This is a genomic window from Dehalococcoides sp. UCH007 (assembly GCF_001010485.1).
In the GTDB taxonomy this organism is placed as follows: domain Bacteria; phylum Chloroflexota; class Dehalococcoidia; order Dehalococcoidales; family Dehalococcoidaceae; genus Dehalococcoides; species Dehalococcoides mccartyi_A.
On record NZ_AP014722.1, the window covers coordinates 1267791 to 1285238 of the forward strand.

Here is a 17448-nt window from a genome sequence, read left to right on the forward strand (position 1 = left end):
TAGGCTATAGGTATATTTACGCTGATAGAAGTATCTGCATTGAAATCATTTTATCCAACTGCATCCGGGGAATAAGAATCCTGCGGCCAAATCTGAGACTAGGAATTTTTCCAGTGTGAACTAGTTCGTAAACCCCACTTTTACTAACTCCTAACAGCTTAGTCACTTCTTGAACAGATAAAGTCAATTTTTCATCCTGAACTTCTAATGGTTTGCATATCAAACTTAGCTTATTACTTGCTTGCGCTGTCTTAGTTTCCGAGACAAATTTTTTAACAATCATACTGACTAATCATCCTATTGCCTTCTATTCTTTTTCAAAACCTTGACTGGTAAATTTCAGAGTGCGGCTATTCTCGGTAACTGTACGAACAACATTGTCTGGGGCTCCGGAAGGTATATTTGCTTCTATTTCAAGAGTTACTTTTACATCAGCTCCTTCTAAAGAAATGAGATGTGCGACTACTTCCTCGGCGATTTTACCAGCATCTCTTCCTACGCGAACTGGATCCAAACTAACTGTCCCGTAAAAACGCTTTGGAGCCTTTGGTTTTCCTAGTATAGTAGTTCCCGTATCCGGAGAGTAACCAGCGGTCACAGGAGCGGTGCCAGTTCCCTCCGGAGTAAAACCCCCGTTTGTGCCCAATTTCGGAGTTGTTTCAGCTGCAATTTGCTTTCCCGCTATCTCGGAGTTAACAACTACTCCAGAGACATTGCTACCAAGAGCATTCATCTGTTGCCCACAGCATAGACCACGATAACGTTTAGCATTTTCATCATAACTATCAGCATAAGCAAAAGTATCCTGTCTCCATAATAAAGACCTGACTCCTTGTTGAATTGCCAATATAAGTACTGAAGTATCTTTAAGACGTGGAAGATAGCAATACTGAGCAAAATCATCTGCAAGTTGCTTGACTTCAACATGATCCCCACGCCAAAGTGGAATTTTATCCAATTCGAGGCGTAGGTTTGTGCCAGCTAACCTGGTTAGCAATAACTCCTCATTTTTCATTCTCTTACTGGCGCGTATTGCCAAACTATCTTGACCTGTTAAGCGATAAGCCTTCCATTCCATGGATTTCTTATAGTCTGGTTGTACCGGCACTAGAAGCCACTGGTAAGCTTCAGGTATTCTTGCTACCACTACACCATCAGCACTGGTACGCTGAGTTTCCGCTCCTCTCACCTGATTCGCTGTGAGGTCGAGATGTTCACGGTCACCGATGATTGATTCCCATGCCAGGAAAATTCTCACTGCCTCATCCAAATCTTGTAATCTAGTTTTATCTACAGCTAAAAACACTAGAGTATTTCGATAATACCGTTGAGAACTGCCTCGAGTTTCCAGCATAGTTTTTGCTGCCGCTTCTGCCATATTTTCAGCATCTTTTACATATGGATATTCAATTCCTAAAACAACTAGCCTAGCATCCGTATCATCTGGTATATCTTGGCCAGAATGCGGGAAAGGATGAACTCGACTAAATTCTCCAGTGCTCCTTACGTCTACACGCACACGTTTTTCAATCTCAGCGGCGACTGCTTCGGGATTACGTTTCAAATCCTCAGCTCGTTCTGCTGCCATTTGTGTGAGAGTCGGCTGAGTGGAATACCAATACCTCGGGCCATCCTGATATAGATATGTGGCAGAGCTAGCTAGGCGTCGCATTGCATCTCCAAAAATTGCAGCGGATTCGCCAGGCATAACGCAACCTAATTTTATACGGCGATCTTCGATACCACGATGGGCAGCAGTGGCGGTTGGAGCGGACCCTAGATAAATTGTTCTTGTTACTCTGCGGCAGGCTGATAACTTCCCCAGGTTGGGAATCTCATTATCCATCCTCAACGGAAGAGAACTCGGCCCATCTACATCCTTTTCAATAACCGGAGTCCAGTTATCAGAGAGGTAACGAGTAAGTTCAAATTGAACGTATGAATCAGAGATGGGTATACTGCAAGGCATAATTAAAGGATTTTGGTCACCTTTTTCCCAAAGATTATGTATCACAGCAGCCATAAGCCTTAAAACACCACGTGTGCGTTGAAACTTTACTAGAGTTGACCAGTCAGAGTAGAGGCGATCAAAAACCTCAGGATGTATTGGGTAAGCTGCTTTTAAACGTGATTCGTATTCAGCATTGCGGCTTTCATTGGGGAATTCTTGCTGCTGAGTATTATATAAATCGTGAAAAGCACGTGCCACTGTATCTCTAGCGACGAATTGACTTTGTTCCGTTAGCGGTTCAAACAATCTACGACGGACAATTTCAAAACCTTCTTCTGCGCTGGCTGGTTTCCACGAAGATTCTATTCTACCGATAACATTGTGCAAACGTTCCAGCGCTTCTCTACCACGCTGTCCTCCTACCTCAGTATCGTCCGCTTGGGTATGGGGAGAGCCAGTAGTATCTGAGGCTGGTAAACTTATGACCAATAAACAGTTTTTCGCGAGTTTAGCAGACTCAGTTAGTGTTTGGGCAAAAGTAAACTGGGTTTCGAAGTTGCCGGCCGGGAGTTGAATACCATCTTTATCATGCAGTTGGCGGGCATAAGCTACCCATTCGTCTATCAGTATTATGCAAGGACCATATTGGATTAATAACTCCCGTAACCTATCACCTGGATTGGTAGCTTTTTCATCATCGGCACGGATTGTATCGTATGCCTTTTTACCACCTAACTGCCATGCGATCTCTCCCCAAAGAGTGTGTATAATCGTACCATCAGTTTTCTTGACGGGATTGCCTGGCGAAATGCGGTTCCCTACTAAAACTACTCTCTTAACAATTGGCAGTTTTTCAACTTTCGCCTCTTTCATTATGGCTTCCACACCAGGAAGATCAGTGGGTGGGGTACCGGAAAATAAATGATAAAGCGCTAACATCGAGTGGGTTTTACCGCCACCGAAATTGGTTTGAAGTTGTACTACTGGATCGCCGCCTTTACGGCTAACTCGTTGGATAGCTGAAATTAATAATTTTTTCAAACTATCTGTTAAAAAGGTCCGGCGGAAAAACTCTACTGGTTTCCGGTATTCATCGGAGCCTTCTCCAAGATGCACCTGCCATAAATCGGCAGCGAACTCTGCTTGTTGGTAAGTACCACTTGCTACGTCCTGATGGGGACTTACCACACTACGCCAAGGTTTGAGATTCCCCGCTACTTGACTTTCGAATAAACCATCTGATGCTTTACGTTTCTCATTTCGTACCTGTTCGTCAAAATTAAGACGCAGGAGCTCCTTTTTCATTTTATCGATGTCTTCTGCTTGGGGAGATGAAATTGCAGACAATAAACGATTGGCTGTATCCATTGTTCGATATGTATCATCTGATGAGAAAGCTTCCTGATGTGCCCATTTGTTGCGATAACCACGCAGCTCTCCCACAAAACCACGTTCCGCAGGTCCAAGAGTATTCTTAAATACTTCGTTCCAACTATCCCACATCAGGTGTAGCAAGCCAGCTACATCCCATTCTTTTATGGGTTTATTAGCATAAAGCCGGTCTTCCTGCATAATTCTATTGATTGCCATAGTCAGCCCGGTACCAAAGGCAGTTTTTGCTTCCCTCTCCACAAATGGACTCAAACCCTCTTTGAGCAAGTCCATTGCTTTAGTGACTCGTTCGTAATTCGTAATTGCCATACGCTTTCTCCTATTAAATCATCTGCCCTTGTCGTGGCTTTAGTTTGTCTTGTTCTTGAGCAAGACGAAGTATTTCAGGCCAGCTCTTTACGAGACTATTATAAAGCCCAGCTTCCGCTGAACGTTTTTTACGGACGCTGACAGTATATAGGCGGTACGCCAACTCGCGGGCAATTTCGGCTTTACTGCCCAGTTTGGTGACCAATTCTGCCGCCGGACCTTCACCGCCAGCTTCCAAGGCACGGATCAACTGATGTGTCATTTCCCAAACAGTCAATCTCTTGTCTTGTTCTGGTTCCCAGTCGGCCGGTAGCTCCGATGGTTTGAAAAGTCGGACTCTGCCACTACCGGAAGTGAGAATGCCAGCGCTTACCAATCCGCCTACACTAGTGTTTTTAGATTTGGATAACTGCTCCGCGATGCCGTAATCACCTTCGATGAAACCGAATTGGTCAAACCATACCAAAGCCCAACGAGTATCCGAATCAAAATCGCCTTCCTGTTCGGTAAGAACCTCGTAGAGAGTTTGGTTAATAAGGCGCAATGCATCTCGTACAGAGAGGGCATTCCCTTCAGCATCAATCACCTTTTCATAACTCGTATAAATTGCCATGCCAGGACCGATTGCAGCCTGTTCCAAATCCACCGGGGCAATATTCCCGCGTTGCAGATTGATCAAAGCAGGTGGTAATTCTGACTTTAGCCTCGCGACAAATTCCCGGCGGGTAGTTATTTTCGCTTCTGACGACCGAGGCCGGCAGACCATTACTATGCTCGATGCAAGTGCGTTTGTATCAATACTAATTGTTCTCCCTTGTTTTTCTGTTCGCATAGGCCAGGTTCCGGTAAGAACAAAACCTGCGTCAATTACTGCATTCAAAAATGTTTCCCATCCAGTACTTGATATCCCCTCTAAGTTCTCATCTTCGAATTGTTTGAAAGCATAATATATGGTAACAGGAAAGGACTGATGTGCCTGTTCTGCTAAACGCCGCATTGCTCTGGTCATGCCTCCAAGGAAGAATTCTTCAGCTTCTTGCTTGCTTCCATGACGAAAAGGCGAAGCTATTAACTCTTCAGCTTTAGGGGTGGTTAATGTTGAAAATAAGGTGGGAAAAACCGATTTAATCGATCGCCTAAGCCAAATGTAGAAGAAATCTGATAGATCAGCATAGCCTATGTTGTCATAGTACGGGGGATCAGTAGAAACTATCTTCGCCCTCGTTATCGTTTGACTATTCGCATCTGCTTGTGTTGCAAAACCTATCACCTTACTGCCAAGACTTTCAAAACTCTTCACTTGCCTTTCAAAAAGGTTGTTGAAGCTACCTGACGAATCACAAAAGGGGTTGCTTTCTGCAAAATCCCAGACCATAGGAATTGCTTGCCGCGCAAATACACTTCGCATCTGCTCGTTCGGAGAGTTCCATCCACAGAAAGAAGATGAATGGTTTGCCACTTGATTTACCAAGAACGCCAAGTACACTGCTACTGCATCCGCGTAAGCGTCAGCGCCGTTACCCCCAGTATCAATTCTCTTGCCGCCAATGGTTAACCCAGATGCAATAGCGTCTTTTACTATGTTGTTTCGCGCCTCTTCCACTAAACTAGAAAAAGTGGTCAAGGCGGTGAGTTGACGAAGTGTAAAAAGATCTCGCCAATGAGTCATTCCATATGCTTGGATACGGAACCCTAGTGCCTTCCTGGGTAATTCCGCTTCAGGCACTTCATTAGGATCTGCCTCCTTTGCAATAGACTCCATCTCGTCTGTAGGTGGCAAATAGATCCGTCCATGTTCTCCTTCCGCTACGATAGCCATGAGACGTGAACCCATTCTTCCTGCTTTTGCCTCATCTCGTAAGTATTCAAATGACATTGGAGCTTGAGACATCAGGCAAAAAAAACTGCTCCCGCTACTTCCGGTTTTAGTTCCTCGCAGTGTGCTAGTGTCCCTCGGCTTGCCAACTTTCACCGTGAAGCGATAATTGTTTCCTTCAATCATTGGCTGTACATAGGCTTCCTTGCCCGGTTTAGTCGAAACCATGAAGTTAGTCGCGAGCGGCACGTCTACATTCCTAAAAGCCGGATTTGGACTTTTCGCAGTGCGTGCCCACAGCCAGGCAATCACGGTCAGCTTTTGTCCAACTAATGGCCTCAAATCAGGCCTCTCTTTAGCCATTGCAGCAGTGACTTCGACTTTAGGGTATAAGCGGCCAATGCGCTTTTCGGCTTCATCACGCATCCACTTACCATAATAGCGCACATCTTCGGCTAATCCAGAGGCTCCATTCCAGGACCCGGAGTGCCCCATATTTCTTCTAGCTTCTGGATTCACCGGTGGTTTACCGGCAAATCTGGAAGGTATCTCAATCATCGCTTTATTTATAAGTACTGCCACAGGATTGAGGTCGCTAGCGTAGGCTTCTAATCCTAATCGTTGCGCTTCCAATGGTAAGGCACCACCTCCAGCAAAAGGATCATGAAACGCGGGTAATATGTGCCGGTTAAATAGCTCTTTTGCTTCCGGATGGTCAGCATTCTCAGCGCAGGTAGAACGCCAACTTTGCCATATTTCACTTCGCGCTGCTTCAAGAACAGTCTCGTTATTTGTATTCTCCCACTGGACCAAGTTCTCAATAATCTTAAAAAGGCGCTGTCGTTCTTTTTCCTGCTTTTCTGGGGTGGGGAAGATATCGGGGTGTGCTGAAGGATCATCCACCATCTGTGCAAAGATAACAGCACGGGCAGCCGCTAGAGGGCGTCGCGCCCACCAAAGATGTAATGTGGAAGGATGCCCGTGGCGAATAGACTTTTCTCTGGCTGAAGCTTCGTTTATTGCCTCCAACGGCAGGGCAACTTCAATCAATTTCTTGTTAGTTTTTACGCTCATCTTTTATACACCAACCTGTAAGAAGCTGAAGTTAATTCCAGTTCTTTGTTTTCACGCATGCTCATTAATCGGTACCCCGAGATTTCCTCAGGTTCATCTTGCGTATCTACTATGACTATAGAATAGAGCCTCGGAAACTTTTCACACAAACCCCAAATATCTGTGTCAATTTGCATGGGTTCGAGTTCTAAACAATGTTCTTTAACCCAGTAATACTGTGTAATTTCACCGGATTTATCGTGCATTTCCCAATGGAAGCCATTGCCATGCGATCGCTCAAGCCAACTTCCGTCAGAATGGTAATATCTATCATTTCCGTCTGTGGAAAAACCATTAATGAATGCAAATCGGTCTATCAAAGATGGTCGAATGGGCTTAATAGGCTTTGGCGGTTTAGGTTTCTCTTCGCCAGTATCCTTCAGTTCTTCGTTGGCAGGCTCAGGCTCGTGGATTTGTTCAGGAGGCTCTAAAGTAGGACCTACAACGATATCGACATTCTCATTTTTTTCGTTTTCGTCTTCTGCTGTGGATGTCTGGCCCTGTTGCACTACTTTAGGCTGAATCGATTCTATTGGCTCAGTTTCAATTTCACTCAGGGGAGCTAACTTAAAATTCTCCTCAATATATTCAATTACGAACTCAGGGGGGCGATCATAACATAGCATAATTGCGTCGTTGATTTCTTTATTCTGGAACAGTCCTCCGATTTCTTGTGGGACAGCCTTTGCAATCTTTGCCGGTGATTGTCTAGCTACATAAAGATTTGAATCTTTCCATAGAGCTGGAATGCTGCGAGCTGTGCCGGCAGGGGTTCCCGCGATATATGGAATGGTTTCGAGTGCATCGGTAATCTGCCATAACGTCTTTGAAAGCCGTCTGCCAAGCTGACGAATCCGGTTAGTTTCCTCCTCATTCGCAATAATGATACGGCTTAACCCTTTACCAAGTGCTTCTATCCATAATTTTGACTTTGGTGCATCAGAACGAAATATTGTCTCTTGAAAATGTTCTTCAATATTGTTTATCAATCTTGCGATATTAGAAAAGGGAGGTTGCTGACATTGACTTTCACTTAGAGACTGTAAATTCGCGGTCTTGTGTTTAATTACAGAGAACAAATGAGAATAAGGAACCAACGATTGCATCGTTATTACATATTCGAAATCTTCTATCGGTGTCCACTTCCCCTCAAGGTCTATCCAATGTCTGCATTCATTCCAAATACGATCAGGATAACGTGGAAGTAACGCTCTAACTCTCCTGAGATCTTCTGGAGTAAGCGATTGATTTGAAGTCAGACTTAAAAGCCAAGTGATGGCCAGGTCCGCTGTAGGCTTGGTAGCGATACCCAGTTTCTGCCATATCGCTAAATGACGAACCAAAGAATGGACGAGAGGTGCTCCTGGTACTGTTTCTTCATCTGGAGCTAAATAAACGTCTTCCAGACTTGCCCAACCAATCACACCATTCGTTTCGGTCAATACAATTTTCTCTTGTTCAAAAGTATCTTTAATATCCTGCAATTCTTCGGTGTCACATTTATTAGTTATCTGATCCAGACTTTGATACCATTTCAAGACTTCATGAAGTGGAGGCGAAGAAGCTTTCGACAATGCTCGTAAACGCTCCAACAATTTGTCGGGTCCAGTCGGTGTATCCCTTACTCCCAGCATTTGAAGTAATGGACGGTTTGTCTCCGTATCAATTTCAGCGGCAACGAATGACTCTACACCTAATAAAGCTTCTGTTTCTGGTGTTCGTCGCAGTAATTCGGCGGGTTGACGAGGTTCTCCGTGAGTATCCTCTAAGCATGCTAATTCACGAAACTTCATGATCCATTTAGGTACTATTACATCCGACGTAACTGCTGATGTGCTCCCGGTTGTAGCTACATGAAGTGCCCTGGCCGATAATGCTTTGGACCAATATGTGGAAGGTTGTTCGATTATATGATTCAGCAACTGCGACCAAAACTTCTTATCTTCTTTAGCCAATCCCTTCCAGTGTTCCCAAAAGGATTGTTCAAAATCCCAATCTAGAAAAGAAAAATGCTCTGTCTTATACCTGTAATCCAGTCTCCCATTGAATGTACGTTCACTAAGACGATTGTTCAGACTATATTTACTATAAATATTGCTTTTGGTGTTATCCAAGGGTACAAATGTTAATAAACGGCTACGGTCAGATTTTATCCACGCTGCCCAATCTTCGGTAGAGCAGCTTCCAGAAGACTTAGAATAATCCTCGTGAAGGACGTGCTCTTGGTACCATTTTTCTACAACAAACATATCTAAATCAGATGTGATATTAGCTAAAATGCCTTTCGCCGGACGCCGATAATTATCCTGAGTCACAAATTGGAATGTCTCGGAAATCTGAGCCCCTAGCTTGGCAGCAATATGAGCTAGCCTAACGCAATCAGAACGATTACAACTCTGTTGAGTAAAAAACTTTGTGCTGACCTGTTCCATCACGCTCCCCACATCAGAAGCTTGAACCAGATTCAATGCATTTAATACTTTGTACGCTGATTCTACTTGTTCAGCAAGCACTTTATCCTGCCTGTTTACAGAATTAAGGCGCTGCTCGGCCAAAAACCTGGGCCAGTTTTGATTTAATACAAGTAAATAAGCTGACAGGAATTCCCAATCTTCCTGGGATTCAAGTAACTGCTTTTCTCCCAGTCTAACTAGCTCCTGAGTAGAATAGAGGATGTCTTTACTTTGTACCGGGACTATTCGAACGCCGCGGTGGTCATTATAGTAGTACGACACAACCTGATCCGAGATGTAAGCCCATAAAATCATTAACTGACGCCAAGTACCCGGGTTAGGCACGTGTTTTGATTCCAGTACTTGCACTACTTGAGACTTGTCTATCACATCAACATATTGCCAATTGATTAGTTTTTGACAACATTTACTGCCTATACTCCTTGACAATATTGAGCGTTGCTGTTGATCAAATAGTACTGAGATTTGTTCAGGTTCCCAAATATCCAGAAGTACTTGTGGAACCGCAACGCATTCACCTTTTAAAACGATGGTCTCTTTTTCAGATATTAGGCACTTGTTTCCTTCAATATAACTCTCAAACGCGAGTTCAACCGCCGTAGCACAGGTACCTTCAAGGGTGTTTTCGTCTCTATCTACATCCGGCCACAATTCATAAGCTGCACATCGTTCGGTGACAGCCATGTCTTCCCTATTAAGCCAACCTAACATAGCTTCCGCCGCAAGTTTACCTATACGTGCCAGTAACCATCTGTTTGTAGGAGAACTGACCGGATCCTTAATCTTAAGTCTCGCTGGATCAGGCACAAAAGGAGCATTACAAGCAAACGGGAGTGTTGTCTTTACACCTGTAAAGAGTACGACAAATAGACGCCCTTCTCGGCCAAGAACGATATCTACTCGGCATGGGGGGAAAGTAGTCTCTTTATCAAGAACCATCCGTTCCTCTTTGATTTCTTGCAAAGAGTCCAGGGGAAACTCTTCCTCACCAGAAAAGATATAAAGATATTTGTTATCAGGAGCGCTAGACAGCGACATCCATTGGGAGTTTGTTACCGGTCCGTCTCCGTGAGATTGCCAGTGAATTTCCTTATTGTTTATTTTTAATCTTCTAATCGTTCTAAAAAACAACAGCGATGTGGGATTTCCTATCCACTCCTTAAAATTCTTTTCCAGATCTTCTCTGATGCGTTCATCTTTAATGGAAATGCGAATTTCAGTTTTGTTCTGATTTGAGGTTAAATCAGTGATCCAGATAGGCTCAGTAAAACGTCTTTTTCGAAAAGCGATGGCTAGACTGGGTGTGTATAGTCTTACCTCATCCCCAATACTAAAGGTGCTTTTAAATCCAATTCCTCTAAAACCGATTGTGTGGAGTGCTCGCTTGTTTGAGAATCCAAATCGGCATAGTGAGTAAAACTGCTCTTCCGTGAAATCCTCTCCATTATGCGAAAAGACGAACTCGCTATTAGCGATTTCCACTGAAGCTTCTGTCGCTCCAGCATCATCAGCATTTTGAAGTAGTTCAGAAACAACATGGCGGGGGCTCTGGGCTATTTGCTTGAATAGTTGATGCCAGGGCCCCGCGATATCAGGTTGTTTTTCAAGCAGATCCCAATTCTCAGAGGCTCTGGTTTTAATTGAGTGAAAATATCCCGGGGGATTCATCTAACTCGGTTCCTCTGCTCTATTCAATAGTTCTGCAAAATCATAGTTGACGCTGGTAACACCAAAATCGGGTTCTCTACGGAACGGTTGCCTCAGGTAGTGAATTCGATGACTAGTTTCGTTTATAAATTCAACAATAGCTAAAATGAAATCGTCCGGCTTATTCAACGAATACAATATCTCATTACGAGTGACGGTCAGTGTAATTGCGTCAGTAGTCCTGCCTTTAACTTCGAGGAAACGTAGTTTCCCAGTTCCTGGAACTCGACTTTCAATATCATAACCAACCTTTTCGGCTTCACGATCGATCGGATCAAATCCTAGTTGGCGCTCAATATTCATTACTAATTCGCGTGCTTTTACCGCAACCGCTAGCTTATCAACATCGGTTTCTAGGGTTTTCAAAGGCTGCCCTATTATCTTCGCTATCAATCCAATTGGAACTATAAGAAGACCACCAAGAATAACAGGCGGTAAAGCGGAAATTTGCTTTTCAAGAGTTAATTCAGCAAGTCGATTTTGTAACCGCTCTTGTAAGGCGTCTGCCCGCTTTCGGGCTTCTCCGGAATTTAGTTTGGCATTAACTTTACCGGCTTGTTCTTGAAATTTAAGAACTTCTGCACGATGGTCCCAATGATTGATTTCTTTTGAAAGGCGATCCTTTACTGCTCTTTCAGTTTTCGCTATTAAGTCTAACTTTCGGTCACGCACTTCTTTGAGATGATCTGGAACAACATGAGAAATCGCATACCCTTGTACCGTTTTCTCAAGTTCATGAGTGATCCAACCGCACTCAGGTAAACCTAATATGGTTTCACATTTTGGCTCGTTGTCTTTTAAGGGTCGATAGTCTAGATACGGAGCATATTGTGGGTGATACGCATTCCCATTTGAGCCTAATTCCACATAAAGCATCTGCTTGGAAATTACGCATCTATCTCCTGTTCGTGTTGTCGTACCGTCTTGAATCGCATGTTCTAGATAAAAAAGCACCCTTGGATCGGTCCCCAAATCATTATCATCTACCAAAACTGTGCCTCGGCGTAGCAAATCACGATTCCGTTCCAAAATAATGTCTGCAACGACATCAAGCAAGGGATGTCCAGGACATACAAACGTAGCTAATGGCTCGCCAGGTGGTGATATTAGTGTTTTTTCGAAAACAACCCTTTCATAACGTTGTACTATTGGATTACCTAATCCTATGATGCGATCTCGACTACGGATAATTGATGGCACGTTAGTAATTTCATAACGGCGAGGCTCACGCTGTTTGATTACGCCACCTAATTGCTCGAAAGCTTTAAGGAAAAAAGATTCAATATAGTGCGGTTGCAACCTTCGTGCTTCTGCCCTCTCCATATTCTCTCGAATTCGGTTTACGCGGCTGGAATCGATTGCATCATGAACTAGAGCTCTTTCCTCTAATAAAAGCTGAAGTTGCTTAGTATCAAAAGCATTAGCTATCACCTTTGTTAAGCGACCTTTAATCTCGGGTTGCTCTCCATATCTAATCGCCTCAATAAGTAAATCACGAAGAGGTTTGCCTTCGAATTGGACTTTTCCAAGCACGTCAAATACTCTACCGCCGAGTGCATTTCTAGCTTCTTCAAGTTTTCTTAATAGAGTTTGATATACTTCGCCCTCACGGGTCTCATTAGCAACCAAATTCCATAAATGACAAACTTCAGTTTGACCAATACGGTGAATACGCCCAAAACGCTGTTCAATACGATTAGGATTCCATGGCAGGTCGTAATTTACCATTAGATGGGCACGCTGTAAGTTAATGCCTTCCCCTGCTGCATCAGTTGCAAGTAATACTTGAACTTCGGGATCGTTGGTAAAAGACTCCTGGGATTTTTTCCTTTCCTCTCGTCCCATACTACCGTGAATACATACTATTGCCTCTGAGCGCCCTAATAAGGTACCTATCCGGTCTTGGAGGTATCGCAAAGTATCGCGATGTTCAGTAAAAATAATTAGCTTCTGCCGCGGCGAAGGAATTGGTTTTTCAATTTTTTCGTTGTTATAAGGAGCTCTTTCCTCAGCGACACCCTGTGAGATTGCTGCTGATGTAAATATTTCCTCAACTAATAGTTTGGCTAATTCCCGCCATTTTTTATCTTCGCCACTCCGGCGAACTGTATTCCCTAACGATTCTAAATGCTTAAGTGTGTCAATTTCAGCCTTAAGTTCAGCAATAGTTCCTGCGGCTGTTGCTTCATCTAAAACGGCTTCTTCAACCTCAGCGACTTCATTTTCGGGTACTTCATCAAGATCATCGATATCTTCTTCGCTATACTTATCCGCTCCAGATTCCAAAGCGTGAACAATGTCACTTCCCCGTTTTAACAATTCAATTTCACGTAATTTATTTTCAAGGCGTTCACGTCGCCGACGCAAAGACTGGTAGATCGCTTCTGGAGACGATGCTAGCCTCCGTTGGAGAATTGTAAGAGCAAACCCAACCGTACCGGCTCTTTTATCATTTTGAAGTTTTTCTGCCCTATTGAATTGTTCTCGGACATATTCAGTAACTTCTTTATAAAGTTGAGCTTCTCCATCAGATAGTCTATATGGTACGGTATATGCAATTCGTTCATGGAACAGCGGTGTCCCATCAAACTTTACTAGGCTCTCCTTAATCATGCGTCTCATTAGATCAGATGTATCAATTTGGTGAACACCGTCACGGAAGCGCCCTTCGAACCTATCTCCATCAAGTAATGCTAAAAACAGTTGAAAATCTTCCTCTTTACCGTTATGGGGTGTTGCTGTCATCAATAGTAAATGGCGTGTTAGTGTAGAGAGCAATTCTCCTAATCTGTAACGCTTTGTATATTTAACCTCTCCTCCAAAAAAGGTAGCAGACATCTTATGTGCTTCATCACAAACTACTAAGTCCCAACGACAATCTGGCATGCGTAGTTTTGCTTGGACATCTTCATTTCGAGACATTTTGTCGAGGCGAACGATAATAAGATTATGCTCACAAAACCAATTTCCAGTACGAGCTGATTCAAAATTATCGTTGGTCATAATTTCGAACGGCAGGGAGAATCTCTGGTATAATTCATCCTGCCATTGTTCCACCAGGCTACCCGGTGCAACAATCATACATCGCTGCAAATCTCCCCGGGCGATTAGTTCTTTTATTAGAAGTCCTGCCATAATGGTCTTACCAGAACCAGGATCATCTGCTAATAAAAAACGGAGGGGCTGTCGCTGAAGCATAGTTTCGTAGACACCAGTAATCTGATGTGGTAGAGGTTCTACTAGTGAAGTGTGAACAGCTAAAACTGGATCGAATAAATGAGCTAGCCGAATCCGATTGGCTTCAGAAACCAAGCGGAATAAGTTTCCATCACCGTCAAAGCTCCAAGGCCGACCTCGCTCAACGATGTTTAAACGTGACTCATCACTTCGATACAGAATCTCGCTGGCTACTTGTCCTTTAGGTGATTTGTATGTTATTTCAATTGCATCCGTGCCAAACCATTGGATATTAACAACTGTTACGAGTGAATCTGTCAAAATACCCGCGACTGATGCATTTGATTTTATTTCTTCAAGTTTACTCATAGCATTACTCCACGACCCTCTTTGTTGTCAAAGATATTGGTTCTGTATGCAACAGACAATCGACCTATTTAGCACTATTAGATTCTTACTTGGAAACACTTGCAGCGTAATAAATGCGAGCAGGTCCGACTTGACGGAAGGTAACCTCTTTCCTTTCCTCAAGCACTTTCAGAACTCCGGCCATAAATTGCCTATTTGCCTGTAGCTTCTCTGCCAATTCTTTAACACTTAACCCAAGTTCCTTAGACAATATCTTAATAACCTTATGCGTTAATTCTGGCTTATCAGTCCCGTTCGTAATCATTAGTTAATATCCTTGCCCTAACGTTAGTGATTGCATTATATTACTTGCCAGGGTCAAGATAAAGCTCACTAGGCGGCACAAAATGTCTGACGAAGCAGCTTGGATTGCAGAACAAATCAACGACTCACCCCATACTTGAATCTGTTTCGGTATGCATGATTGATTTGCTTAAAAGTCAATTGTCTGAAAGACAATTGACAACAACAGAGATTTCGGCAGCCGCTGGTTTGTTACGTACAAATATGGAATCAGTCGAGGAAGTGAGAGGAGAAGAGAAACCATGAAAATTACGGCGGTTGCTTTATCATAGTTTCGAGGTGCGGCTGATACTGCGTGTCTCTTATCGGAATGCAAATCTATGGTTGTCTGCGCCTAACCGCGTAAAATCGCCGTGGGGATCTTCTGTACAGAAATATTACTATGATAAGATACTCTATTAATCATTTTTAACTATTTATTACATCCCCCTCAAAGTAAGATTTAAAATAATTTTTCTTATCCTCATTCATTTAATTTAAAAATATCCTTAGCATATGATTCACTCTTTCTCATTTTCCAATCTGACATGAAACTGGGCTTACTTCGGGGGTCACGGCACTTTCCCGTTCGGTCCCTAATACCGTTTCTCCCCAATTCCACCAATTGGACCAATGCCTAAACCTAATCTTATTCGCAAAGATCAAAGGACCCCCAATATCCTTTCAATGGCCTCCCATTGTATACTAGCAAAGTATGTGTACATTTCCTTATTACCGTAATAAATTCATCTAAAACATTATCTTTATGAATAAACATATTCTTCAATAGTCCATTTAGTAGTAGAGTTATCTGGGCCGATTATTAATTTCTCACCTGTTAGATCCTCATCTACTTGTGCTAGAAAACTTACTAGATAGGCACAATCCTTATTTGGAGTTCGCCTAAGAGCCCTACCACATCTTTGTATCTGTTGTCTTTGACTTGTAGACCCACTCATAATCACTATTCCTGTTAAATCAGGAATATCTAAACCCTCATCAAGAGTCTGAACAGCACATAAACAATTGAATATACTCTTCTCAAATTCAACAAGTACATTTTGACGTTCTTCAGTCATCATCCCTGAATGATGTAATCTTATTTTTTCCTTACCGAGAGCACCTACGAGTAGGTTTTTAGTATTCATACATTCTTCGATTTCTTGATGGAAGAAAATCCATCTTCCATTGGTAAACTGTCTAATCCAGTATTCCTCCGAGAGGAATGATTTTAATAGCTCCCATTTATCTTGAGCCTTATTGAATAACCTTCGTCTCTTGATATAGATATTTTTTAATATATGGATTTTCTTAATTAAATCCCACACTTGTTTACATATAACAGTATTACGACGCTGTAATTCCACTAGCTCGCGTTCTAACTCCACAAGGTAGGCTATACTTCCACTATTGATTTTATTTTGATCTACCTTTATCACTCTACTATTATTTATTCTTTTCTTAATTTCTTTTATCTGCTCGCAAAAGTTTTGATGGGATTTGTTTTCATTATAATTTAGCGATACCATATAGTTCTTTTGGATCACACTAGTTAAAACTCCATCTTCTACGGCTCTGGACAGAGAATAGGAATAGATTGGACCGTCAGACGTCACACAATCAAAATCCCGGTAGACTTCGTCCATTACTCCGTCACTTCGAAGGGGTGTTGCAGTCAAGCCAAGAGTATAAACACTTTCAGGAATATGACTTACAAATCTAGATAAGGTTTGTTTAGCTCCAAGATGGTGTGCCTCATCAACTACGATTAAGTTATCTCTGCATGATTCACTTAATTGTTTTAATAATTCACAGCCATAACCAAGATCCTCTCTAAGAATCATCGCTTGCTGAGTAGCAATAACAATCTTGGTATTTCTATTCACCATGTCCGCATTACCATTCCCTATGTAGCAGTAATTATCTTCACGAATCTTGGGAAAACACTCATGAAGCCTTTCTTGCCACTGATCGAAAAGAGGTTGCCTGGGTACAATGATACAGACTATTCCATCTGGAAAATCATTATAAAATTTTTTCATACAGGCAAACGCCAATCTAGTTTTGCCAGTACCGGTTGCTGCTTCGACAATCCCTCGCTTGCCTTCACTTGTATACCATTTTTCCAATGCTTCCTCTTGCCATGGGTACAAATCATTCTCAACTCCGAGTAATCTGTTGGGTTCTATTTTAGTTTTTAATGAAAGTCCTTGAATATGGTCGTAAACTTCACTTAAAGTCGATTTGTTTAGGCGATATTTTGAATTTAGTTGCTTATTAATCTCAATCACATGGTTGAGAATATAATTTAGCTTATATCCCGATATCTTGCTTACTCTCCATTTATGTGCATGATTTGAGGGTTGAATTCTATATTCATCATATGGCTCTATCGGCAAAGACCAATAGTCCTTTAAGTCACCAACATTTTTATAAATGAGGTTAATTTTATGCTGAGAAAGGATAAATGTATGTCCATCCATGTTAAATTCGATAAATCCATCTTCTAAACCCATTATGTATCTCCCAAATAAGTTACCTTTTACTTAAGATTGGTATTTCTGCTACTGGTATCGGCAGTAATCATTTATTAAGAAGTTTTCACCAAATTATTTACACTATTTATAAATCAGAGACAATACTGATTACAGACATCTCCTCTATTTCTCAGTATAAAAGCTAATTCATTATCAGCAAGCCAATTTGGATTTTTACTTAATATATTTAGCCCTGAAGTATGAAATGGGGTATTGCATATATCCCAGCCCAATCACTTACCCAACTTTACGATATATTCATAAAGTTTATAAATAGTCTTC

The 17448-nt window shown here is 42.3% G+C and carries 7 protein-coding genes; all 7 read right to left on the reverse strand.

Annotated features, from left to right (window positions below; translation table 11 throughout):
• Positions 1–16: 16 nt before the first annotated feature.
• Complete coding sequence (locus UCH007_RS06755) at positions 17–283, reverse strand: helix-turn-helix domain-containing protein (protein WP_081372242.1); 267 nt, start codon at positions 281–283, stop codon at positions 17–19.
• A 24-nt stretch (positions 284–307) separates the two neighbouring features.
• Entirely contained in the window at positions 308–3652 is a 3345-nt protein-coding gene (locus tag UCH007_RS06760) for a Swt1 family HEPN domain-containing protein (protein ID WP_046961399.1), read from the reverse strand.
• A 13-nt stretch (positions 3653–3665) separates the two neighbouring features.
• Positions 3666–6542 (reverse strand): DUF1156 domain-containing protein, encoded by a 2877-nt coding sequence (locus UCH007_RS06765; RefSeq protein ID WP_046961400.1) that lies wholly within the window; start codon positions 6540–6542, stop codon positions 3666–3668.
• A complete protein-coding gene (locus UCH007_RS06770) occupies positions 6539–10723 on the reverse strand; it encodes a sacsin N-terminal ATP-binding-like domain-containing protein (RefSeq protein WP_046961401.1) in 4185 nt (1394 codons plus the stop codon). Before UCH007_RS06770 ends, UCH007_RS06765 begins: the two co-directional genes overlap by 4 nt.
• Entirely contained in the window at positions 10724–14308 is a 3585-nt protein-coding gene (locus tag UCH007_RS06775) for a helicase-related protein (RefSeq protein WP_046961402.1), read from the reverse strand.
• An 85-nt stretch (positions 14309–14393) separates the two neighbouring features.
• Positions 14394–14612, reverse strand: a complete 219-nt coding sequence (locus UCH007_RS06780) for a MarR family transcriptional regulator (RefSeq protein WP_046961403.1) — start codon at positions 14610–14612, stop codon at positions 14394–14396.
• A 781-nt stretch (positions 14613–15393) separates the two neighbouring features.
• Positions 15394–17145 carry a DEAD/DEAH box helicase gene (locus UCH007_RS06785; protein ID WP_046961404.1) on the reverse strand — a complete coding sequence of 584 codons (1752 nt, stop codon included), beginning with the start codon at positions 17143–17145 and terminating at the stop codon, positions 15394–15396.
• Positions 17146–17448: the final 303 nt, after the last annotated feature.

What these genes read in the sequence shown, in the direction of transcription:
- UCH007_RS06770 (WP_046961401.1), bottom strand. Translation starts at nt 10,723, where the DNA reads ATGAATCCCCCGGGATATTTTCACTCAATTAAAACCAGAGCCTCTGAG.
- UCH007_RS06765 (WP_046961400.1), bottom strand. Translation starts at nt 6,542, where the DNA reads ATGAGCGTAAAAACTAACAAGAAATTGATTGAAGTTGCCCTGCCGTTG.
- UCH007_RS06755 (WP_081372242.1), bottom strand. Translation starts at nt 283, where the DNA reads ATGATTGTTAAAAAATTTGTCTCGGAAACTAAGACAGCGCAAGCAAGT.
- UCH007_RS06785 (WP_046961404.1), bottom strand. Translation starts at nt 17,145, where the DNA reads ATGGGTTTAGAAGATGGATTTATCGAATTTAACATGGATGGACATACA.
- UCH007_RS06775 (WP_046961402.1), bottom strand. Translation starts at nt 14,308, where the DNA reads ATGAGTAAACTTGAAGAAATAAAATCAAATGCATCAGTCGCGGGTATT.
- UCH007_RS06760 (WP_046961399.1), bottom strand. Translation starts at nt 3,652, where the DNA reads ATGGCAATTACGAATTACGAACGAGTCACTAAAGCAATGGACTTGCTC.
- UCH007_RS06780 (WP_046961403.1), bottom strand. Translation starts at nt 14,612, where the DNA reads ATGATTACGAACGGGACTGATAAGCCAGAATTAACGCATAAGGTTATT.